Genomic DNA, 22,312 nt, shown 5'->3' with positions numbered 1-22,312 from the left:
GAATCCTCCTCATTATCACTCACTACGATTCCTCGTAAAGGCCTGTGTTAAATCCAAGCGCATTACGTCTAATAAAGCCACCACACGTTTGTAATCCATACGTGTTGGGCCAATAATAGCAATGGCTCCCTGTTGATCATCACCAATAGAATAAGTAGTAGTAATGACACTGCAATTTTCCATTTCTAGCTGTTTATTTTCTGAACCTATCCGAATATGAATACCCGATTCATTTGGATGGAATAATGACTGCACTTGGCTGGTCGTCTCCATTAAGTCCAATATCATGCGGACTTTATTTAAATCATGAAATTCAGGTTGGTTAAACATATTCGTTTTACCACCATAAAAAATCTTACTTTCTGGATTATGCATTGTTGCTGTTATGAGCGCGTGAATAAAATCATCCGCTGATCGAACATGTTGCTGTAATACTGCCAACACTTCAGCTTCAAGGCTTTTATGGAGCTCTTCTAATGACACACCTATTAAGCGATCATTCAAGATATTGACCATTTTTTCTAAATCCGAAGCGGTAAAATCAGGTGGTAAGTTAAATAAGCGATTTTCAACATGCCCATTATTCGTCACGATAATTGCTACTGCTGTATCACTAGATAGAGGCACAATCGAAAATCTTTTGACACGATGTGTTTGAACATCAGGTCCTAATAGTATGGAAGTATACGATGTCAGCTCTGATAATATATTGGCTGACTTTCGGATAATATGCTCTACTTCTACAAGACGATCATTGAAAATTGATTGGATTTGTTGGATGTCCTTCGAATTAATACCCTGTGGACTCAACAAATGATCTACATAAAATCTGTAACCCTTTTCCGAAGGCACTCGACCAGAGGAAGTGTGCGTTTTTTCTAAAAAGCCTAATTCCTCTAAATCCGCCATTTCATTTCGAATTGTGGCTGGACTAAATGTAATCCCTTGTTTTTTGGAGATTTGGCGAGAACCTACCGGCTGTGCAGATAAAATAAAGTCGTCTATAATTACTTGCAAAATCTGTAACTGCCGATTTGTTAGCATGATTATCACCTCTGTTAGCACTCAACCAAGAGGAGTGCTAATACTATTATTAAATTATCAAATCCCTCAATTTATGTCAACGATATCGCTCATTCTTCTAGCAAAAATTGTTGAAACACCTCATTGCCCACAAAACGCCCTTTTCTTGTCAGGCGAACACCAACATCATCATGTTCTAAAAATCCTTTTGATACTAGCTCTTTCAGGACAGAATTATAATGAGCCGCTATTGGTGCATTCAACTTTTCTTCATATATTTTGTGCTTAACTCCCTCAGTTTTACGCAGTCCTAAAAACATTTGCTCTTCTCTTTTTTCTGCCTGCGATACTTCATGTTCATGCACAATTGGAAGCTCCCCTGCTAAGACAGTTTCCATATATTTTTTTAATGGTCCATGATTGGAATAGCGTACACCTGCTAGATAACCATGGGCACCAGCACCGAAGCCTGCATATTCATCATTATCCCAGTAAATCTTGTTATGTTCTGAATGATAACCAGGTTTCGCAAAATTACTAATTTCGTATTGTTGAAGACCATGTAATTCCATTTGCTGCATTAATACATCGTACATATCCGCTTCTAAATCCTCGGTCGGTAAATGGAGCTTTCCTTTTGCGTACTGATTATAAAAAATCGTTTTTGGCTCCACAATAAGCGAGTAAGCAGAGAAATGAGACAAATTAAGCGCAAACGCTTTTTCTAACGAGTCCTTCCATTGGGCCATCGTTTGACCTGGCAATCCATACATTAAATCAATGCTTATATTTTGGAAGCCAATTTTTTTAGCCAAAGCAGTTGTTTCATACACATGCTCGTTACTATGTGTACGGCCGATTTTTTGTAACAGTCCTTGATCGAAGGATTGCACGCCCATGCTTAGACGATTGACACCGCCATCAAACAAGACTTGCAATTTTTCCGCAGACAATTCATCCGGATTGGCCTCTGATGTAAATTCTGTCACACTATTCATTGGAATATACGTACGAATTAATGTTAGAAGTTTGTCCAATTGCTGAGGCGATAATGCTGTTGGTGTGCCTCCACCTAGGAAAATGGTTTCGATTTGACGAAAACTTTCGGGATATTTTTTCGTTGCAAGAGCCATCTCTTTTCCGAGAGCTTCTATATATTCATCCACTGGTTGGTTTTTAAAGTAAAATTTATTGAAATCACAATAATTGCAGATTTGATGACAGAAAGGAATATGAATGTAAACACCTCGTGCCATAGCCATCCCTTCTTTCTCGTTAAGTCTTTTCCATTTCTACATTATAACGAATCAATAGAAGGAACGCTATGAAACCATCTAGTGGGTTTACACATATTTTTTCCCCATTTATTTTTCTACAAACCAAAACAAGTATGCGAGAGAAAGATGGGCAAGAAAAAGCCCGATTTTTCCAATTAGTGAAGGAAAAATCGAGCACTTGAAATAATGTAATTCATGAATAACAAACGACTCCTACTACAATACCTAAAAGCACCAATAAATAAGGCGGTATCTTCCAACGAATTAAACACCATAAAAAGACAGCGACTAAGATAATATCTAATCCGTTTTGAATCGTTTGTGTCACAATTGGGTGGATAAAGGCGGCAACTAAAATACCTACGACTGCCGCATTGGCTCCTGCCATTGCTCCCTTTAGGCGAGCAATACGGCTGAGGCTGAACCAAAATGGAAGTGCCCCGATCACTAACAAAAATGCTGGTAAAAAAATCGCTAAAGTTGCTATAATCGCTCCTGGTACGCCAGCAATGGCCATTCCGATATAGGCTGCGAATGTAAATAACGGCCCTGGAACAGCCTGTGTCATACCATAGCCTGCTAAGAAGTCTGATGTACTCATTTGACCACTTTGAACAAATTGTGCCTCTAATAATGGTAAAACTACATGACCTCCACCAAATACCAATGCCCCTGCTAGATAAAACTTCTCAATCATCGTTACCCATTCATGATTCCATAAAGCACTTATCATTGGTAAGCCAAATAGCAACATCAAGAAAATACTTAATAAAACAATGCCAGTGGATTTAGAGATGGGTACATGGATAGATAAGGGTGCATTGCCCTCACTACTTTTTTTTATCTGTTGGAAGCCGATACAAGCAGCTATCATAATCGCAGCAATTTGTGCAAACGGATGGATCCATGCTAGCACAATGATGAGCGCCAATATAGCGATCAACCAGTGTAATATTGTAGGCAGTAATTTTTTACTCATATCAAAAATTGCTTGCGCCACAATCGCCACAGCCACTAACTTCAACCCATGGATCCAATCCATCTTTAACTCTGTAAACATGGAAAGATAGGCAAATACCATCAATAACAAAACGGAAGGTAATGTAAAACCAAGGAAGGATAGTACACTACCTAATAACCCGCCCCTTAGTAAACCAATTCCCATTCCCACCTGACTGGATGCAGGGCCAGGTAAAAATTGGCTAAGTATAACAAGTTGGCTATAATCTTGTGCAGAAAGCCATTGGCGCTTTTGCACATATTCTTGTTGAAAGTAACCTAAATGAGCTGTTGGTCCCCCGAACGAGGTACAGCCTAATTTTAAAGAAACGAAAAAAATCTCCCATAGCGTTCGCAAACTCTCAACTACTTTCCATATCTTTTACTTCATCTTACATGGAAAGGAGATTCTTTCAGATTAAGAGTTTGTAAATTTTAATCCACCCCTAATCTTTCTTTATCTTAATGGCGGAATCAAGTTTACTTCCATCCATATCGACAGGGACTAACGTATAATTTTTCTCTGATAAATACAGTCCATCCACGCGACTTCCCCACTTTGTCCGTTCTTTATTTAATGGATAGGGTGTTTCAAAGCTCCATGATTGTCCTGCTTTAGACTGGATTTTAAAGCGTAAAGCATCATGAACTATAGCTTTTTTCGCATGAAAATAAATCGTAGTTGAGATAGGGGTGGAAACAACTCGGTCAATCATTAATTCTTGCTGATCTACATGTTTGACTTTTTTTTCAATCGAAAAGATGTGTCGATCTTCTTGCAATTGCGCTTGGGATGCATTTACTTGAAATGCCCACGGCTTTTCAATTCGTGTTTTAACATTCCAATCCTTATAGCGAATATCCAATTCTAAATTTTCGTCTGGCGGAAAATCATCCATTTTAATGCTATTGTAAATGGTATAAATATTTGCGGATCGTGCAATGGACTGACCTCCGTTGCGAACCATATAATCTTTGCCATTGACTAGTATTTGCGGAAAGAAAAACACTTGATGATCTGGGATAAACTCTTTGATTGGTTCAAAGGTTGCGTTCAGTAAAATCTGATTGTCATCAATAATCACTTCATTTAACGTTAAACGTCCTAAGCTGTTGTTAGCTGTTTCCCCTACCTCTGTTTTGTAAGCTTCAAAATCCACCTCCCTATCCCGCCACAAATATAGAAGAGAGGATCCACAAAGAACCAAGACTAACAACAATACAACAATCCCCCACTTTTTGCGTCCTCGATTTTCCTTATTTAAATCTACAACTCTAAAGATATCATCGGACAACAAGTACACCTCATTTTTTATAAATAGTTATGATTCATTGTAGTTAGTAAAGAGGCATTATATAACCTGAATGGAAAGCAAGGTTTGGACAAATTAAAATATGTATAAAAGGAATCATTCAATTCCTTTATTTTAGATGACGAACCCTATTTACTTCTTGCATTAAATAGTCCACAAATAAATCATCTCTTACTAACCAAGTCTGGTACTGTCGTTTTAAATACCATTCCGCATCCTTAAAGTTCATAAAGGTTTGCTCTAAAGGGATTTTATTTATTTCAATGATCCAATCCATTTCATTATTCGAATAGAGAAGAAATAATTCATCACGGTGATTTTTATAGAAGGTTCCAAAGGAAGAGCCCTTAAGGTTATAGCGATTTCTTTTCGCATCCTCAGGAATTGGCTCTAAATGGAATGTTTCTAACACAAATTGCTTGTAGGCTTCGGTCGTTAAAGAACACCCAGCTGCCTTTTGATGCCCTCCTCCACCAAACAAGGCCGCAATAGATGCCACATTGATATGATCATGAATTGTACGAAAAGAAACTTTTTTGCTTCCCATATTAATCATTGCAATATAATCAAGATGTACGTTTTCTTTTCCTAATTCATTGCCAAGCTCAGAGTGATAAGATTCCGCATAGACAACTCCAGCATAGAAGTCACCCAAATTTGTTTGAATAAGCTCACGTTTTTTCCGGCGAATGTAACGCTCGATTTTTTCTTCTTCCATACTTAAAATTTTCTTTTCGAATTCATCAAAGTCGAAATGTGACTGACTTTTTAAACGATCAAGCATTTTCTCTTCAAATTCTTCTATAGATACTAAAAAAAAGAGTGCATTCAATCGCTGAGCCTGATAATTTCCGTTCTTTTCCCATTCCCACGTATCATACTGTCTCACTAACTCGACAAACTCTGTGATGGCATCTGTTTTTTCTAATAATCCATGCGTCACAAGATATTGGTAAAATAATGATGTCGCAGACGTTAAAAAGCCGTGCTCATCTTCAATGAGAACATTACCCCAATCGTATTGATTGAGGTGGAGGGCTGTTTGATGATGGTCTAACAACTGCACATTCCCAGTTGCCTGATAGTAATCATCGATACTTTTTTCGTTTCTTTCATTCGGAGAAAGATCTGTAATAAATAAAAAGGTTTTTGACTGTTCATTTTCCAAAAAGAATTCAATCTCCCGATCAAGTGCGGTAACAGAGTTATATCGTATTTTTACCTGATCGTTAAACGCAAGCTTCGCCAGAATCCCACAACCTACTCCATCTAAATCGTTATGTGATAATAATTTATACATATCCTCACCTCCCATGTAGTATGGGTATTTTTTTGTTATTCAAACAGTAAATGGCGTTCAAGAGTCAAGTGACGTTGAAAATGAATTGAAGATAACATACATTTAAAATAATCACTTTTTTCAGATACAAATTCAAATTTGGAAGGGGTTTTTCAATGAAGCGTAAGCTAGCTTACAGCGGAATGGTAATCGTATTGATCTTTGCTTTAGCATTTACAGCCTATAAATTAATGAATGCGCGAAATTACCAATTATTCGGAAACATAACCGCTCATGTTGAGACAAACGACAAAGTTGTTGCGTTAACTTTTGATGATGGGCCGACTAAAAATACGGATGCTATATTGTCGTTACTAGACGACTATCAAGTAAAGGCAACTTTTTTTCTAATCGGAAAGGATATCGAGGAACAACCCGGAGAGGCGAAAAAGATTGCTGAGGCAGGTCATCAAATTGGTAATCATACGTATTCACACAAGCGTATGGTATTGAAAAGCACTGCCTTTATAAAAAATGAAATAGAAAAAACCGATGCCTTAATTGCCAATATTGGCTATACGAAATCAGTCGTAGTAAGACCCCCATACGGCAAAAAATTAATTGGATTTCCCTATTACTTAAATAAACACCAGCGAGAGACAATTACATGGAACTTAGAGCCTGATACATATTTCACAGAGGCAGATGAAAAAGTGAAATATGTACAGGAAAACATTCAACCAGGTTCCATTATTTTAATGCACCCTATGTATGATTCTACTGACAATGAATTACAGGCAATAGAAGGGATTTTACAGGCTGTTACGAAAGAAGGATATACATTTGTAACGATAGATGAACTTTTAACATTCAAAAATAATCAATAAAAAAAACCAGGAATCTGTGCATAATATAGGACAGATTCCTTACTAAGGATCAGTAACAAAACACCTCCCCCTACACTCTTAATATAATAATAACATTATTGTATTTTTATTCTTTGCTATTCCAGTTATCCCCCTTCACAAAATTTACACAGTCTTTATTCCTTTAATATAAAGTTAAACAACATTGTTCTTTGGTGTTGGATTTTTCAGAAATGTTAATAAATATTTTTTCAGTAAAATATAATCACCATCTCTGCTAAAATATGCTATTATACATTTAGTATAAGGACCTATTTTCATTTGATTGAAAATAGAGGAAATATGAACTAAAAAGGATGATGATGATGCAAAATATCCAACAATTATTCCAGAGTGAAGATGGAAATATTCAACAAAGAGAGAATTTTTTATCCCTATTAGAGAAAATTATTTCCTCATTAGATGAGTTAAAGGATCCAAATAAGACTACATTAGGTCCAATGAAAGAGCGTTCTGCTAATTTTTATCAAGAGCTTATGCAGGAGCATCAAGTACCAACAACTGGTGTTGGGCTCGATCAAGTGGTAGAAGAGTTGACACAATTAATGCAAGGGCATCCCTATCATACACGTAACTTTGTGACGAATGTTTTGCCAATGGCCAGCATTCCTGGCGTATTAGGCCAGTTTACAAATGCCCTCCTGAATGGCAATAACTTATGGGATGTTTATGGTCCTGCTGCTGCTGAATGTGAGGTAAAGGTAGTATCAATGATGTCTAAATTAGTAGGCTATGATTACACGAAAAGCTTTGGTTATACAACATGGGGTGGACAAGGGGCTGTTTTCAGTGGATTACGCCTTGCTATTGCGAAGCAATTCCCACATGCCAAAGAAGAAGGTGTTCCTAATAATTTATATTGCTTTGCTTCAGAAAACGCGCATTACAGCCTTTTAAAATCTATTGAAGCAGTAGGTATCGGCAGTAAACATTTAGTACGTGTAAAAGCTGGCAAAGATCACGCAATGGATGTGAAAGATTTACGTGTACGTATGACAGAAGTGATCGAAAACGGCGGCATTCCTGTCTATGTAGTAGCAACAACAGGTGCAACAGATCAATTTGGCATTGACGATGTAAAGGCAGTAAAAGAAGTCACAACTAGCCTTGAGCAAAAGTACAACTTACAGCCAGTACATATTCATGCTGACTCAGCTTTAGGTGGTTTTTATGCCTTTTTCAATGACTATGATTTCAAGAAAAACCCGCTACAATTTGAAGAAGATGTTATACGAGGTTTGTTACAAATCCATGAACGTATGCAGCATCTAGCAATTGCAGATAGCCTTTGCTTTGACTTCCAAAAGCTTGGACAAACACCTTATTTAACAAGTCTTTTCTTAATTAAAGACGGAAAAAGCTTACAATTATTAGACATTGAAGACTTTGATACACCTTATGTCGGCAATCGTGGCTATGGCTCTTATCATACAGGTTACACGTTAGAATGTTCTCGTATGGGTAGTTCTATTGCTATTTTGGCTGCTTTGCAGGCATTCGGTAAGGAAGGTTATCAACAAATATTAGCCAATTATGTACGCGTGAATTTAGCATTCCGTGCACAATTAGCTGAGAAAATACCGAGCCTACAGGTCGTAAATGAAACGAATATTGGGCCAGTAACAGCCTTTCGTTTATACCCAGATGACTTGAACTGGCAAGCAGAACAAGCTGGTCACTATACACAAGATCAAATTGAACGTATTAATGCTATCAATGCTTCTTTATTTGAGATTATCGGAGAAGGTCGAGACGAAGTATTCTTCGGTGATACAACTCGAGTTTGCACTGTAAGTACAAATGATACAACACACCATGTACCAGTTGCTGCGGCAAAATTCTTCTCCATTTCACCTTATACGGAGACTGAGCATATCCCAAATATGATTCAATTCTTACAGCAAAAGCTTCAAGTATTGGAGGCGTCTCAAATTGCGTATCGTCAATAAATTTAAGAGTTCTTTGCTCTATAAATATATTGCTAGCTTTACTATTCCCATTGCGATTATTTCATTGCTATTTAGTATTGTGTTGTTCGCTGTTTCTTATCGCATTATCGACAATTTTGTTATTAAACAATTCGAATCAACATTAGAAATAACATCGAATACTATCTTTGAAGATATTGAAAAAAATGATGTGAAAGCAGCGGATAATGGCAGTCCTGATAAATATCAAAAAGTATTAGATCAATTGAATGCAACCGTAAAAAAATACGATATTGAAAATGCCTATGTGCTTTCTAATGCAAATGGAAAAGAGCATATTGTTGCTTTAAGTAATACCGATAATCATCAACAAGATTATGAATTTAGTGTAGAAATGCGTGAAGCTGTTAAAACAGGAACTATACAAACTAGTGATATCTATAAAGATGAGTATGGTATCCATAAATCCATTTTCATCCCATTTAAAGATACAGATATTATTTTTGGTTTAGATATGGACGCATCATTCATCTCTAAACTCCAAACAGAAACACTTTGGATTTGTATTATCATGACGGTTATTTTTGTGATTTTTGGCGTTATCGTTGCTTACTTTATTAGTGTGGGTATTACGAAACCAATCAAAAAAATGACTCAATATGTCGGACAAGTTGCACAGGGAGAATTAGCTGTTGAACCTCTCCAAATAAAGGGTTCCAATGAGATTGCTCAACTTTCATCAGGCATTGAAAATATGACGGAAGATCTACGTTTATTGATTCAGCAAATTGCCCAAAATGCTGAGCAAGTGGCTGCAATGTCTGAGGAATTAACGGCAAGCTCTGAACAGACAAGTGCCTCCATACAGCAAATTACTTCTTCTATGCAAGAGGTTGCAGCCGGTTCAGAAAAGCAAACCTACGCGATTGAAGAAGTCGAGAGTCATATTACATCTATCTCAGGCAAAATGTCTGAGGTTGTAACAAGCGTTACGGATGTTACTGAAAAGGCATTCCATGCGTCAGCCATCTCTGAAAAAGGTAATACAACGATTAATGATGCAACTGAAAAAATGGCCGTTACATCTCAAGCCATTCATGAATCCGCAACTGTTGTGGAGCGGTTAAGCACGTACACAAATGAAATTGGGGATATTGTAGCATTAATTACACAGATTACTGATCAAACCAATTTACTTGCTTTAAATGCTTCGATTGAGGCAGCTCGTGCAGGTGAACATGGGAAGGGCTTTGCCGTTGTCGCTGAGGAAGTTCGTAAACTAGCAGATCAATCTCTAGATGCAACAAATAGTATTCGTACACGTATTGAAACGATTAAAGAGGAATCTGCACAAGCCGTAAAATCAATGGCGATTAGCAGTAGCAATCTTGCTGAAAGCTCAACAACATTCAATGCCTCTGGTGAAGCATTTGCTGATATCTATGCCCAAATTACAGCCCTTACAAAAGAAATGGATCATGTGAATAACATTATGTCCAATATCAACGAAGGAGTTAGCAGTATAGCTGTTTCTGTTGAACAAGTGGGGGTAGTAGCTGTGCAATCCTCTGGCAATATTCAAAATGTAGCTGCCGCCTCTGAGGAGCAATCTGCGAGTATCGAAGAAATCACTGCTTCCTCTAATAACTTAGCAGAGATGGCACAAGAACTTCGCAATATCATTCAAAAATTTAAATTATAATTAAACATTTCCGCTATGCCTGACTTAGGCGTAGCGGTTTTTTAAGAAATACAAAAAAATCTTCTACCTAGATGGTAGAAGATTAAGCAATAATACTTTTCACAACTTTTGAAATAACAGCGCCTTCAGCTTGACCTGAAAGTAATGGTTTAGCAATTTTCATCGCCGCTCCCATATTCATTCCCTTTTCAACACCAGCTGCTACTAATTTTTCAGCAATCTCTTGTTCCGATAATTGCTTTGGTAAGAAAGATTTCAAGAGTACCAATTTGGCTTCTTCTTTCTCAATCAGGTCTGCTCGCTCTGCCTTTTGAGCACCCTCTAAAGCCTGGTTTGTTTGTTTAACCTCTCGATTAACAATAGCTATTTCTTCTTCAGCTGTTAAAGCCGCTCCCTTTTCTTTTTCAGCCAAATCTAAAGCTGATTTTAAAAGAGTTAATACACCCTTTGCTAAAATATCTTTTTCTTTCATGGCCTTTTTTAATTGTTCAAATACCTCTGTTTTTAACAATGTCCTCACTCCTTCAAGCCTTTATATTCCAAAAAATTATACCATAAAACACGTCTGAACACTTTTAATCAGAATACTTCACTTGATGGTGGTAAACCTTAACGAATAGTTACTCTTGTTTTAAGCGATTTCCTCACACATAATCCCCCTCCAATAAAAAAACACACTAACATAAGTAGCTCAAAGTGCGGCTATGATGTTAATATGTTCTCTTATTTTTAGATTGTTAAAAAAACTTTTCCTTTATTAGTATTGCTAGCTTCAACTGCTTCTATGGCCTTGTGTATGTCCATTAATGGAAAGTACGTATTTACTTCCATCATTTTTAATGAGCCATTATGAACGAGGCTTATTAGTTGTTGCATGAATTGTTGCCACTTTTCTGTCGACGACTGATGTTGCCAGTGTCGTAAATGAAACATCATGGCATGTACCTTTGCTTCCTTCACAATGTTTGCCCAATTCACCTGTACGCCTGATAACAGGCCAATGGCTAAAAATTTCCCACTGGGTTTCACACAAAAAGCAAGTTGATTGCCAGCTTCACCTCCAATGGAATCAATAGCAGCATCCGCACCTCTTCCATTTGTTAATGCCATCACGGTTTCATATAGTGGCATATGGGATGTATCAATGACATATTTTGCACCGAGTTGCTGTAATGTCTCTGTATGCTGACCATTTCTTGTCACTGCAATTAGTTGGAAACCTAACAATTTCGCAAATTGAGCATAAATATGTCCGATAGCAGAGCCACAGGCGTTCACTAATAAAACATCACTTGATCGTAATTTAAGGACCTCTGTACAAGTTACGAAGGCTGTTAAGGGATTAATATACATTTGAGCTGCAGTAAAATTATCCATGTCAGTAGGAATAGTTACAGCAAATTCAGCTTGTGTTTTCACCACTTCTTGCCAAGTTCCCTCTCCTCGTAGAGGTAACACTCGTTGACCGAGAAGCTTTGGCGAAACAAGCGGTCCGACAGCCTCTACAATCCCAACGCCCTCATAGCCAGGGACTGTTGGTAATGTGATTCGATGAGCATATTTCCCCCATATCGGTATTAGATCAGAAGGATTGATCGGTCTTGCTAGCATACGGACAAGAATTTCCTGTTGTTTTGGAGATGTGATGGTTTTATTTTCAACCCTTAATACCTCCTTTGGATTTCCAAATTCATATATTTTAAGAGATTTAACTTTCAAAGATTCTAGCTCCTTTATGAATTAACTATAAAACAACATCATGCCAGGGGCATTCTCTTCACGTTCCTTAAATCCAATCTTTTGATAAAAAGATTGTTTTCCTTTAGCGCAAAATAATTGAACCCATTTTATATTTTCCTGCTGGACAATGTTCTAATAAAGTTTCCATCACCATTGTACCGATTCCTTTTCGTTGAAAATCAGGGTGCACCATCACATCACAGATAAAGTTCTGATCGATGCCATCAGAAACAATTCGTCCATAGCCAATCAGGTTTTCACCATCATAAATAGACGTACTAAACCAATATTACAAATTGCGTATAAAGACCTTTTGCATTCCAGCCAGTTGTTTGATGTAATGTTTTATACGACTGCATGGTCGGATTTAATGCACTTATCATATACATGTAATACCCTCCATACTTTTTTGATTAAAAATACAATATAACGAATGTTTATTCAGTCAACGATTAAGGATATCACCTTGTGCGACAGTTAAATGCCCTTTTTCATTCATTATTAATTGGAAAGTTTCATTAATTTCTATACATATTGGACTGATCCGCGCTTTCTTATCAGAAAAATACCACAGTCGGTCACTTGGTCCTACTAGAATATTAGCTCCATCTTCATAGTTACCCAGAAAATTAAGGGTATCTTGTTGAATGTCGTTGCTATTAATAGGCTTGATACCATATTCGTTTAGCTTTTTAGCTACTGCTGGAATATCATCTGTTGTTAGGTTGATTTCAGCGATATGTAATACATGTTCAATAGAAAAAATGGTTGTATGGTATTTTTCATTCACTTCCTGCCTAGAAATAAACTCTACAATATTGCCCTCTGGGTCATAAAAATAACATGAGTAAGCCTTTAAAAATTGAAAATATACTTCATCTTGCCCTTCTGAAAATAGTAAGCTCACTCTTTCTTTGGCCCATAACTTTGCCTGTTGAAATAGGTTACTTGGAATGTTTAAAGCAAAATGGTACTGTTTTTGGATACGAGAAGAAATCTTCTCAAATGTCATCTCACTTTCACCAACAGCTATTGTAAAATAGTCCTCTGCTCCTTTTACCAAAGCAAATCCCAATTGCTCGCAATAAAACTGCTGCATCTTTTGCACATCATGGACAAATAGTTTGACCTTTGTAATTTTCATAAAAATCCACCCCTTGCATCTAGTTAACCCTACTATACAAGTCCAACGAAGAGATGGTCTTCATGCAAAAGAATGAAGTTCTATCTAGATGTCTAAATATTGTTCTCGATCTCCTCTGCTATTTGGCTGTGAAATAACTAAAAATTCTACATCCTCCTGCGAATCATTTCGCATTTGGTGTGGCTGATGTGGTGGTATTTCAATTCCTTCATGTCTCATTAATTCAAATCGCTGTCCATCATCACCATTGTTGCTGTTCCAGATAAAATTAAAAAAATTGCTGCGCATGATCATGGTAGTGATTTACTTCTCCTGTATGAGGTGGCACCCTTTCATGAATGACACTGAGCTCACTATTTTGAACTAAATACCAACCATCCACTGGGTACCCCATAGTTAATGCTGTGCTATTGCTTTATTTATTTTCATCTCTACTCATCCTTTCGAGTTGATTGTCATTTTTAATAATTTTACACCTTTTTTAGATTTTTTTACCAATTTTTCATATGTAAGTCGAAAGAACTTAACATTAAAAAACCCCTCCCGATATACCTTCTACAGCTATTTTTTATTTCATCACGAAAGGAAGCTATTTATGAAATCCATCAAACAAAAAATCATTAGTATATCATTGATTTTATTTGCAATTCCTTCTTTGATTATAGGGTATGTTGGTTACAGCCAATCGAAGGAACATCTAACAAACTCAGGACAAGTTACCCTGAAAAATAGTGTGGAAATGACCATTAGAATGATCGATAGCTTGAATAAGGAAGTCGAAAAAGGAAGTATGACACTTGAAGAAGCACAAGAGCAAGCAAAAATTGCTTTAATCGGTAAAAAAAATGCGGATGGCACACGGGAAGTTGAAAACCCTGTAGATTTAGGTGAGAACGGTTATTTCTTTGTTTTAGATCAACAAGGGCTTGAAGTAGCAAGTCCACTTTTTGAAAACGAAAATACATGGGACATGAAAGATGCGGAGGGACAGCTTTATATACAGGATATCATTAATCATTCGCAATTAGATGGTACTTTTACAACATACCACTGGGAACACCCAACAAATACATCAAAAATTGAAGAAAAGATAGCATATAGTAAAATGGAGCCTGATTGGGGTTGGGTTATTGTTGCTACGACGTATGCGATGGATTACTACAAACCGGTTGACTCCATTCTTTATACCGTTCTGATGACAATCGGCATTTTCTTAATCATTGGCACAATCATTACTCTGTTATTTTCAAAGCATCTGGCTTCACCAATCAAAATCATTACTAATCAACTAAGTGAGATTGCAGAAGGAAATCTTCATTTTGACACAATCAATCTACACAGAAAAGACGAAATTGGTCAATTAAACCATTCATTGATCCAGTTAAAATCGAATCTAGCCAATATGATTGGGGACATCGCCAATGTTTCTAAGCAGGTCACAGTACAGAGTGAGGAATTGACACATACCGCCGATGAAGTTGGTGTGGGATCAAAACAAATTGCCATCACGATGCATGAAATTTCCAATGGTGTAGAAGAACAAGCACATTCTGCCTCTTCATTATTAGAGCAAATAGGTGAATTCTCTGAAACCATCAATGTTGTAGCAACAGAAGGAGACAATATTAAAGAACAATCTCAAAAAATGTTAGTGATCACCGATGAAGGGAATCAACATATGTCCTCTTCAATTGAACAAATGACCATAATTGATACGCAAATTAAAAATTCCTTGGAAATGGTGAAAGGACTTGATCGAAAAGCTAATCGCATTACTGAATTAGTGAACGTTATTAAGGATATATCAGAGCAAACGAATCTGCTAGCACTGAATGCAGCTATTGAAGCAGCAAGAGCCGGAGAACATGGGCGTGGTTTTGCCGTAGTAGCTGACGAAGTACGAAAGCTAGCAGATCAGGTCCATCTATCAATTACGAACATCACTACGATTGTAATCGATATACAATCCGAATCAAATCAAGTCGTTAAAACATTAGCAGATAGCTATCAAAAGGTGACATTTGGAACACAGCAAATAGATGTAATGGGTGTAGCCTTCAACCATTTAAGAGAGCTAATTGAGACGATAAGTAAGAAAGTTGATTCCATGGCAAATTCCATGAGCAATGTTTTAGACAATACACACGCTATCAATACATCGATTGATACTATTGCATCTGTATCAGAAGAAACAGCTGCCGGCATTGAACAAGTAACTGCCACTACTGAACAATCTAGTAGTTCTATGGAAAGTGTAGGAGAAAGCTCAAAACTGTTAAAAGAACAAGCGACAAAGTTAAATGGTTTAGTCCAACAATTTAAAATTTAATGTTACAAAAAGGAATCACACACAACGTGATTCCTTTTGATTTTGATGAAGCTCTCCTATTATTTTAAAAATTCTGCTAAGCTGATTTTCTTTATTTGATAACCCGCGCTAATCCCTTTTAGTACTTGCTCTAATTTTAACGCACCTGTTTCAGCTCCCCTAAAAATTAATAGAGGGGTCTGTTCTAACAAAATTCTTGCTTGTGTATAATCGCAGGAGAAAATTTTTTTAAGCAATAATATAGTTTTAAGCTTGTCCTTGCCATCGCCAGTAATATACATTTCATAGTAATCGTAAGAATGGTCTTCTGGTTGTTCTTCCTCCAAACTAGATGGTACGAGGACACTCTGAAGAAACGCTACTAGATTGTCATAGGCCATTGTAAAATCCCAGCTACCTGTACCATGATAGGCAGTGAAAATGGCAGTATCCTCTCTGGATAAATCTATACAATAAGGATCTCCCTCATCTGTAGCAATGACTAAATAATGCGGTGGCCAATCTAAAATAACCTCTTCGGTCACAGGATTATAATGGTAACCTTCCTGCCCTCGCACTAAATCTCTAGCCCCCAATATTTGTAGGTTTATATAGGCACCTGTTCGCCATGTAATTCCTTCCACAACATAACGTTTCAAAAAGTATATATATTCATCTGGCAATCGCCAATGGCTATCCATAAAACGACTAATATCATTTTCTATTTGATCGTGAAAAACCATCGGATACACAGCATAAAATTCAGGATCTTGTTCTTGAATTTCTTCAATGAAACTACGCATTTTCTCTATAACTACTTCTAGTTCGCTATTTAATTCATTCATATATAATCTCCTCCTTACGCCTTTGCATTTTATCACATTCCATCATTACCCAATTCCAGAGAACATGTTATAATTTTAAAAAGTGCGCAAGTATAATCATTTCAACAATATGGCTATGAACCTATTATATTTAACAAAAACCGCAATGACTATGGGTTAATATCGAAAAATGATGACTGGCTCGCTCATTATTAACACATAAACCAGATCTATCACAAAAAAGTAAAAGGAGAACTCTCTTTTGAAAAAAATAATCTTAAGACGCCCTGAGTCAACAGATACACCTGCGTTACACCTATTCTTTTTACATGTCATTCAGGATACTTTTGCTAAAGAAGGACTTGCAGAGCTTGGAGACGATCAAAATCATGAATGGGCAACCAAAAAGAAATACTTAGCTGATGACTTAGAAAGTCAGGGCCAAAAAAGATTTTTCTGGTTGGCTGAGGATGAAGAAACAAAAGAAATCATTGGCACAATCGAATATGGTGAGGCCAATGATTTCATTCAACAAACCCTCAAAGAAGACCTGTCGAATTGTCCTGAAATTGGTACCGTTTATGTTCATCCAAACTACCAAAATCGTGGTATTGGGACGAAGTTAATGAAAAAAATGCTAACAACGCTCGTATTGAAAAATGTCCCTAGCTTTTGTTTAGACAGTGGATACAAACAAGCCCAAATGATTTGGCAGAAAAAGTTTGGACAACCAGACTTTGTTCTTGAACATTTTTGGGGATCAAACAGTCATCATATGATTTGGAAACGCGATTTACCATTTCAACTAAAGGAGTAAAAAATGTCCTTACAAATCACACAACAATTACATGCAAAAAACAAATCTTATGTTAATCACATGCTTTATGAATATAATGTAGAACACTTTCCAAAAGATCTACAAGGACGCTATCAGGAAATTAATTTATTTCTAACGGATCATGCCGATCAAGTTTATGGTGGTATACTCGGTGAAATTTGCTGGAACTGGTTGGAAATACACACATTGATGGTAGAAGAAACGTTTCGTGGTCTAGGGTATGGTTCTAAACTATTAGCAGCGATAGAGCAAATCGCATTAGAGCACAAATGTGATTTCATTAAAGTTGACACCTTAAGCTTTCAAGCCTTAACATTTTATGAAAATCATGATTATGAAGTTTATGGGACGCTCGATCAAGTAGGAAGAGATTTTAAACATTACTATTTAAAAAAGACATTACAATATGATCATGATGATGAAAATCACTGCTAAACTATTTCTCAATAAGATTTATTCTTTCTGATTTATCTGAATAGTCCTTATTATTTGTTATACTTTTTGAGGAATGCTAGTATTGTTTATACAGTAATAACTTTCGTAAGATTTTATAGCTTCAACAATGGCGTTGAGGCTTTTCTCTTTTCGCAACATATCAGTACCTTACTTCTTATGTTTGGAGGGAAATGAAATGTTAAAATTCATTGATGATTTATCCGGTGCAATTTTCGATGTTTTTATGCTATTTTGTTATTTCTTTGCAGGCGTAATAATTGTAGGGGTCCCTATTTTTTTATTGGCGCAGTTCTTCCTATTATTTCAATAAAAGCTTCAAACAAATTGGCATAATCATCATCCAATAAGGGATCACTTGCATAATGGTGATTCCTTTTAAAGTTTTTGAGGGAAAGACTGTTCTTTTTGGCAACCTAAATACTTTGTTTCTAACTCTATCTCTAATATTTTCTTATCGTAATAAACCTTATAAGCCTTTGCATCTGGTCTTGAACTAACAATACGTTGGATTTCTTGATTGATAAAATGAATCGCCACTCCGTCATCGGTTGCAATTCCTGGTTTTATTTTAGTTGTAGCTATAAGTTTCTGATACGATGGTCTTCTATCTATTTCTCCATCGTAGTGAGGACAGTTGCTACCCTTAATTTGGAAAAATCCTTCCATTCTCACCTTTATTTAAAATAAAATGGTTAGGAGGAGCAATCTCTTGATTGCAATTCCTAACCATTTTTACGACATTAGTTAAACTTAGATACGCCGTTCTAGCACTCCGCAAGCCCTTTAAATAATTCGACGCCTGTTTCGATCAGATCATCTTTAAAATCATACTCAAAGGTGTGTATATTTGGATAATCCTCTCCATTCCCTATATAACAGTAAGAGCCTTTTGTCAGTTTCGTATAATGACCAAAATCTTCAGAAGCACGGAAAGCCTCATTTAGCTCTAACATCGGAATGTTTTTCTTTGCACAAACCTGACGTATTTTATTTGAACTCTCTTCATGATTAGTCGTTTCAGGGAATTCATCTTGGTATTCAAAACGAACCTTCAACCCATATTTTTCTGCCTCAGCTTGCGCTAGATTTTCTAAGCTACGCTGAAGTCTATCCATCTCTTCCTCATAAAGAGCTCGAATGGTCATTCGTAATGTACCTTTGCTAGCATTGACCCCAAAAGCTTTCTCTCCTAGATCTACTTGGACGACCGTACATAATACATTACCTTTGTTTTTTGTTGGATCAATAAAACTTGGAATGCGATCAATAATTTTCGCTATGGCGAAAGCAGGGTTAATGCCATTCTCTGGTTCACTGGCATGGGAAGGAATCCCCTCCATATAGATAGACATCCCTTTTGATGCATACTGAGCTGTTCCATTGATAACATAGACTGTATTTTCTTGTATACCACTCATATTATGCCATCCAAAAATCTCATCGATTTTCTTTTCTTCTATTAAGATTGCACATTCAGCAGCACCATCGCCCGTTTCCTCGGCATGTTGGAATAAAAAGTATATATTATTGTCCGAGCCTTTTTGATCGATTTCAAGTGCAAAACCGCATAGAGTTGAAGAATGTCCATCATGACCACATTTATGAGAAACACCAGGATACTTCGAACCGTAAGGAAGTTCAATCGTTTCTTCAATTGGAAGGGCATCAAAATCTGCCCGAAATGCTATATTCCTTTTGCCTACCTTTGAGTGGTAAATGGCATAAAACCAACGCCCTCTATCAACAACTTCAAGATTTGTATGGGTCTTAAGAAATTCCATTAAATACTGTTTCGTCCATACTTCATGATTTGATAATTCTGGATGCGCATGTAACTCATGTCGCAATTGAATGACTAATTGTAAATTTTTATTTTCCATTATTCTATATCTCCTTTAACTCATCGCAAATCTCGTAACATTCTGATTGTTTACTAGAAAAATGGATGCAACCAACGATTACAGCGTTGATTATTTTATTTCTTTATCATGTATATGTGCTTCTAAAAACGGCTTATAGCTAGGATCATGAATTTTCCCTTTTTTATATAAATAAGTACCAACAATAAAGTACAGTATTAACATCGGAACACCGATATAGAATGAAAATCTTGTTTCAGGACTATAAGCTGTATAAATCGCAATAGCTATTAAAGCTGCTAAACAAAGAAGGGTTGGAATTGGATACGTCCGCATTTTGAATTTTAGCTTATCGACAGATCCCCCATTTTTCACTAACCATTTTCTAAATTTATAATGAGAAAGATAGCTACCAAACCATCCAAGTAAGGTATTAAAGCCAGCAATAGAAGTTAACCAAATAAATACTTTATCTGGTGAAATAAAATTCGTAATTAAGGAAACTTGTCCAAGGAATAACGTTAAGATAACCGCATTCATTGGAATACCGCGTTTATTGACCTTCCCTAATGCTTTTGGCGCTTTCCCTTCTTTTGATAGTGCAATAAGTGTTCTACTTAGGAAGTAAACGATAGAGTTAGCTGCTGAAACCAAGGATGTTAAAATAATAATATTCATGATCGTTGCAGCTCCAGGAATGCCTGCTAAACCTAAAAGACCGGCATAACCATTACTTAGAACGCTTACATTTTGATATGGCACAACTAAACCGATGATGGTAATAGATCCTACGTAGAAAATTAAAATACGAAGAAAAATCGTATTAATGGCTCTAGGAACGTTTTTCTGAGGATTTTCCGCTTCACCTGCCGCAGAAACTACTGTCTCTACTCCTAGATATGACCAAACTACCCCCGTCATCATAATGATTACTGCTGTCAGACCATTTGGAAACATCGATTCACTGTTCCAATTTGAAAAACCTATAAAACCTTGTTCGCCAATAACACCGAAAATCATCAGAACTCCAACAATTAAAAATACAATGATGGCAAGTACTTTAATGCCCGCAAACCAGTATTCTGCTTCCCCATAGGATTTCACATCAATTAAGTTCAAAAACAAAATGATTGCTGAAATACTAATACAGAATATAAAGGTAGGCGTACTAGGGAAAAATTGATTAAGAATCATTCCTCCCCCAACAATTTCAGCACCAAGTCCAAGGAATCCATTAATATATAAATTCCAACCTACCATAAAACCTAACACTGGGTGTACAAATAAACCTGAATAGGTAGTGTAAGCTCCAGGGATAGGCATGAAGGTTGACATTTCTCCAAGGCCTTTCATTAATACAAATACTAATATACCAATCACTAAAAATGCTATTGGACCTCCAAGAGCTCCAGCATTTGCAACGACATTTCCAGATGCAAGAAATAACCCTGTCCCAATTGTCCCACCGATTGAGATCATTGTAAGATGTCTACGTTTTAACCCACGATGTAAATCGTACTCTTTATTCTCCACTGTAAATCCCCCTAAATCTTTCAAATCATAACCTTTCTACTCAAATCAATTACGCCTCGACATTATTGCGGCCAGTTTTTTTCGAACTCGCTCAAAAAAGCTACTCTACAAAAATCTGTGACATCCGCCAGAAGCTTTCCTTTGATTCGGTAGGCGTTTGAACACCCACTGTAAATAGTATTCATTCCCCTCTATATACGAGGGCATCTTATGAATCAAGATAAATCCCCTTTCTCCTTTGTTAAAAGACAATATATAATATTCAGTCTTTTATTCTATATATTATATATTTTATTTTATATGTCAATAAAAAAAGAATCCGTCTCTTTCGAAACAGATTCTTAGTTTTTCCATTTTTTCCAGCATTTATAGCAATACTTTCTCCGCTCTTTCCATATTCCAGTGGACTTCTTTTAGAAATCTTTCTAATGCAATTGTATCCCCATTCTTGAAAAAAGCTAGAATTTCCCGGTGTTCATTGTTGAGCTGGGTTAACATTTCCTTAACTCGATCTGATGAATCATTTTCACCTAAATTTTTCATAAATTTTTTTTCTAATTGCAATAAAAGTTCGATAAGACTCTTATTCGGACAGAGCTTATGATAAACACCATGGAAAGCCTCTTGCATTTTATCGTACATCCTGTAATTCTCTGTATTAATAGCTAAATCAATACTTTGTATATAAAACTCCATCTCTTTCATATCTTTTTCCGTTAAAAATGGCAATGCAAGTGAGGCAGCCAATCCATCCAATGCACCAATAATAAAATAAGTCTCTTTCGCTTCTTCCTTTGTCAGACTTTTGATCACAAACCCTTTACGTGGGATATTTTCTAGCAAGCCTTCTGATGTCAGCTGAATAAGTGCCTCCCGTACTGGTGTTCTGCTTACATTTAAGCTTTCACTAATATGATTTTCATTCACCTTTTTCCCAGCCAACAGGCTTCCATTGTTAATTTGTTCCACAATATAATTATAAACATGGTCTTTTAGCGATAAATATTCCATTATTAATTCTCCAATACGTTATTTAATACAATATATTGTATTTATAAATTGATTTTATAATATTACCTAATTTTTCTCAATTAATTCTTTTCTTATAAATAGAAAAAGCACTGAATATCTTTGAACACACATATCGTAAGCATTATTTTATA

At 36.4% G+C, this 22,312-nt stretch carries 20 protein-coding genes and 2 pseudogenes; 7 read left to right on the top strand and 15 right to left on the bottom strand.

Annotated features, from left to right (window positions below):
• Window positions 1–15: 15 nt before the first annotated feature.
• The 5 genes from hrcA to AO843_RS01025 form a co-directional block, all read right to left on the bottom strand.
• A complete protein-coding gene (gene hrcA, locus AO843_RS01045) occupies window positions 16–1,044 on the bottom strand; it encodes a heat-inducible transcriptional repressor HrcA (protein ID WP_054609302.1) in 1,029 nt (342 codons plus the stop codon).
• An 89-nt stretch (window positions 1,045–1,133) separates the two neighbouring features.
• Window positions 1,134–2,279, bottom strand: a complete 1,146-nt coding sequence (hemW, locus tag AO843_RS01040) for a radical SAM family heme chaperone HemW (protein ID WP_054609301.1) — start codon at window positions 2,277–2,279, stop codon at window positions 1,134–1,136.
• Window positions 2,280–2,493: 214 nt separating this feature from the next.
• Window positions 2,494–3,657 carry a chromate efflux transporter gene (chrA, locus tag AO843_RS01035; RefSeq protein WP_054609300.1) on the bottom strand — a complete coding sequence of 388 codons (1,164 nt, stop codon included), beginning with the start codon at window positions 3,655–3,657 and terminating at the stop codon, window positions 2,494–2,496.
• Window positions 3,658–3,745: 88 nt separating this feature from the next.
• Complete coding sequence (locus AO843_RS01030; protein WP_231630042.1) at window positions 3,746–4,459, bottom strand: DUF4179 domain-containing protein; 714 nt, start codon at window positions 4,457–4,459, stop codon at window positions 3,746–3,748.
• 262 nt (window positions 4,460–4,721) lie between these two features.
• Entirely contained in the window at window positions 4,722–5,912 is a 1,191-nt protein-coding gene (locus AO843_RS01025) for a DHH family phosphoesterase (RefSeq protein WP_054609298.1), read from the bottom strand.
• Window positions 5,913–6,067: 155 nt separating this feature from the next.
• On the opposite strand from AO843_RS01025, the gene AO843_RS01020 reads away from it, so the two are divergent.
• From AO843_RS01020 to AO843_RS01010, 3 genes are all read left to right on the top strand, one after another.
• Window positions 6,068–6,778 (top strand): polysaccharide deacetylase family protein, encoded by a 711-nt coding sequence (locus AO843_RS01020; RefSeq protein ID WP_054609297.1) that lies wholly within the window; start codon window positions 6,068–6,070, stop codon window positions 6,776–6,778.
• A 344-nt stretch (window positions 6,779–7,122) separates the two neighbouring features.
• Complete coding sequence (locus tag AO843_RS01015; protein ID WP_054609296.1) at window positions 7,123–8,766, top strand: pyridoxal phosphate-dependent decarboxylase family protein; 1,644 nt, start codon at window positions 7,123–7,125, stop codon at window positions 8,764–8,766.
• Window positions 8,750–10,447, top strand: a complete 1,698-nt coding sequence (locus AO843_RS01010) for a methyl-accepting chemotaxis protein (protein ID WP_054609295.1) — start codon at window positions 8,750–8,752, stop codon at window positions 10,445–10,447. The genes AO843_RS01015 and AO843_RS01010 overlap by 17 nt, the downstream gene beginning before the upstream one ends.
• Window positions 10,448–10,529: 82 nt before the next feature.
• On the opposite strand, the gene AO843_RS01005 is transcribed toward AO843_RS01010, so the two are convergent.
• The 5 genes and pseudogenes from AO843_RS01005 to AO843_RS00985 all read right to left on the bottom strand — a co-directional run bounded on the left by AO843_RS01005 (window position 10,530) and on the right by AO843_RS00985 (window position 13,760).
• Window positions 10,530–10,958, bottom strand: coding sequence for a GatB/YqeY domain-containing protein (locus tag AO843_RS01005; protein WP_054609294.1), 429 nt, complete (start codon window positions 10,956–10,958; stop codon window positions 10,530–10,532).
• A 218-nt stretch (window positions 10,959–11,176) separates the two neighbouring features.
• Window positions 11,177–12,166 carry a zinc-dependent alcohol dehydrogenase family protein gene (locus tag AO843_RS01000; protein WP_054609293.1) on the bottom strand — a complete coding sequence of 330 codons (990 nt, stop codon included), beginning with the start codon at window positions 12,164–12,166 and terminating at the stop codon, window positions 11,177–11,179.
• 103 nt (window positions 12,167–12,269) lie between these two features.
• Window positions 12,270–12,407 (bottom strand): GNAT family N-acetyltransferase, encoded by a 138-nt coding sequence (locus AO843_RS25005; protein ID WP_231630044.1) that lies wholly within the window; start codon window positions 12,405–12,407, stop codon window positions 12,270–12,272.
• Window positions 12,408–12,632: 225 nt separating this feature from the next.
• Entirely contained in the window at window positions 12,633–13,331 is a 699-nt protein-coding gene (locus AO843_RS00990; protein WP_054609292.1) for a VOC family protein, read from the bottom strand.
• 84 nt (window positions 13,332–13,415) lie between these two features.
• Window positions 13,416–13,760: pseudogene (locus AO843_RS00985) on the bottom strand (cupin domain-containing protein).
• Between the two features lie 166 nt (window positions 13,761–13,926).
• On the opposite strand from AO843_RS00985, the gene AO843_RS00980 reads away from it, so the two are divergent.
• On the top strand, window positions 13,927–15,660 hold the full coding sequence (locus tag AO843_RS00980; protein ID WP_054609291.1) for a methyl-accepting chemotaxis protein: 1,734 nt from the start codon (window positions 13,927–13,929) through the stop codon (window positions 15,658–15,660).
• A 59-nt stretch (window positions 15,661–15,719) separates the two neighbouring features.
• Here AO843_RS00980 and AO843_RS00975 read toward each other — a convergent pair whose 3' ends face one another.
• Window positions 15,720–16,484 (bottom strand): SMI1/KNR4 family protein, encoded by a 765-nt coding sequence (locus tag AO843_RS00975; RefSeq protein WP_054609290.1) that lies wholly within the window; start codon window positions 16,482–16,484, stop codon window positions 15,720–15,722.
• Window positions 16,485–16,725: 241 nt separating this feature from the next.
• Here AO843_RS00975 and AO843_RS00970 point away from each other — a divergent pair, with 241 nt between their 5' ends.
• From AO843_RS00970 to AO843_RS25325, 3 genes are all read left to right on the top strand, one after another.
• A complete protein-coding gene (locus AO843_RS00970) occupies window positions 16,726–17,280 on the top strand; it encodes a GNAT family N-acetyltransferase (protein ID WP_054609289.1) in 555 nt (184 codons plus the stop codon).
• 3 nt (window positions 17,281–17,283) lie between these two features.
• Window positions 17,284–17,736 (top strand): GNAT family N-acetyltransferase, encoded by a 453-nt coding sequence (locus AO843_RS00965; RefSeq protein WP_054609288.1) that lies wholly within the window; start codon window positions 17,284–17,286, stop codon window positions 17,734–17,736.
• A 196-nt stretch (window positions 17,737–17,932) separates the two neighbouring features.
• Window positions 17,933–18,067, top strand: a complete 135-nt coding sequence (locus AO843_RS25325) for a hypothetical protein (RefSeq protein WP_255350360.1) — start codon at window positions 17,933–17,935, stop codon at window positions 18,065–18,067.
• Between the two features lie 65 nt (window positions 18,068–18,132).
• On the opposite strand, the pseudogene AO843_RS00960 reads toward AO843_RS25325, so the two are convergent.
• The 4 genes and pseudogenes from AO843_RS00960 to AO843_RS00945 form a co-directional block, all read right to left on the bottom strand.
• Window positions 18,133–18,405: pseudogene (locus AO843_RS00960) on the bottom strand (Type 1 glutamine amidotransferase-like domain-containing protein); the annotation flags it as partial.
• A 116-nt stretch (window positions 18,406–18,521) separates the two neighbouring features.
• A complete protein-coding gene (locus AO843_RS00955; RefSeq protein WP_054609286.1) occupies window positions 18,522–19,637 on the bottom strand; it encodes a M20 metallopeptidase family protein in 1,116 nt (371 codons plus the stop codon).
• Window positions 19,638–19,727: 90 nt separating this feature from the next.
• Window positions 19,728–21,149: an amino acid permease gene (locus tag AO843_RS00950; RefSeq protein ID WP_054609285.1), complete on the bottom strand. Its 1,422-nt coding sequence runs from the start codon at window positions 21,147–21,149 to the stop codon at window positions 19,728–19,730.
• Between the two features lie 366 nt (window positions 21,150–21,515).
• Window positions 21,516–22,160, bottom strand: a complete 645-nt coding sequence (locus AO843_RS00945) for a GntR family transcriptional regulator (RefSeq protein ID WP_054609284.1) — start codon at window positions 22,158–22,160, stop codon at window positions 21,516–21,518.
• Window positions 22,161–22,312: the final 152 nt, after the last annotated feature.

Source organism: Lysinibacillus sp. ZYM-1 (assembly GCF_001308875.1).
In the GTDB taxonomy this organism is placed as follows: domain Bacteria; phylum Bacillota; class Bacilli; order Bacillales_A; family Planococcaceae; genus Lysinibacillus.
This window is presented reverse-complemented; position numbering and strand designations above follow the sequence as displayed.

What these genes read in the sequence shown, in the direction of transcription:
- hrcA (WP_054609302.1), bottom strand. Translation starts at nt 1,044, where the DNA reads ATGCTAACAAATCGGCAGTTACAGATTTTGCAAGTAATTATAGACGAC.
- hemW (WP_054609301.1), bottom strand. Translation starts at nt 2,279, where the DNA reads ATGGCACGAGGTGTTTACATTCATATTCCTTTCTGTCATCAAATCTGC.
- AO843_RS01025 (WP_054609298.1), bottom strand. Translation starts at nt 5,912, where the DNA reads ATGTATAAATTATTATCACATAACGATTTAGATGGAGTAGGTTGTGGG.
- AO843_RS01020 (WP_054609297.1), top strand. Translation starts at nt 6,068, where the DNA reads ATGAAGCGTAAGCTAGCTTACAGCGGAATGGTAATCGTATTGATCTTT.
- AO843_RS01015 (WP_054609296.1), top strand. Translation starts at nt 7,123, where the DNA reads ATGCAAAATATCCAACAATTATTCCAGAGTGAAGATGGAAATATTCAA.
- AO843_RS00990 (WP_054609292.1), bottom strand. Translation starts at nt 13,331, where the DNA reads ATGAAAATTACAAAGGTCAAACTATTTGTCCATGATGTGCAAAAGATG.
- AO843_RS00980 (WP_054609291.1), top strand. Translation starts at nt 13,927, where the DNA reads ATGAAATCCATCAAACAAAAAATCATTAGTATATCATTGATTTTATTT.
- AO843_RS00975 (WP_054609290.1), bottom strand. Translation starts at nt 16,484, where the DNA reads ATGAATGAATTAAATAGCGAACTAGAAGTAGTTATAGAGAAAATGCGT.
- AO843_RS00965 (WP_054609288.1), top strand. Translation starts at nt 17,284, where the DNA reads ATGTCCTTACAAATCACACAACAATTACATGCAAAAAACAAATCTTAT.
- AO843_RS25325 (WP_255350360.1), top strand. Translation starts at nt 17,933, where the DNA reads ATGTTAAAATTCATTGATGATTTATCCGGTGCAATTTTCGATGTTTTT.
- AO843_RS00955 (WP_054609286.1), bottom strand. Translation starts at nt 19,637, where the DNA reads ATGGAAAATAAAAATTTACAATTAGTCATTCAATTGCGACATGAGTTA.
- AO843_RS00945 (WP_054609284.1), bottom strand. Translation starts at nt 22,160, where the DNA reads ATGGAATATTTATCGCTAAAAGACCATGTTTATAATTATATTGTGGAA.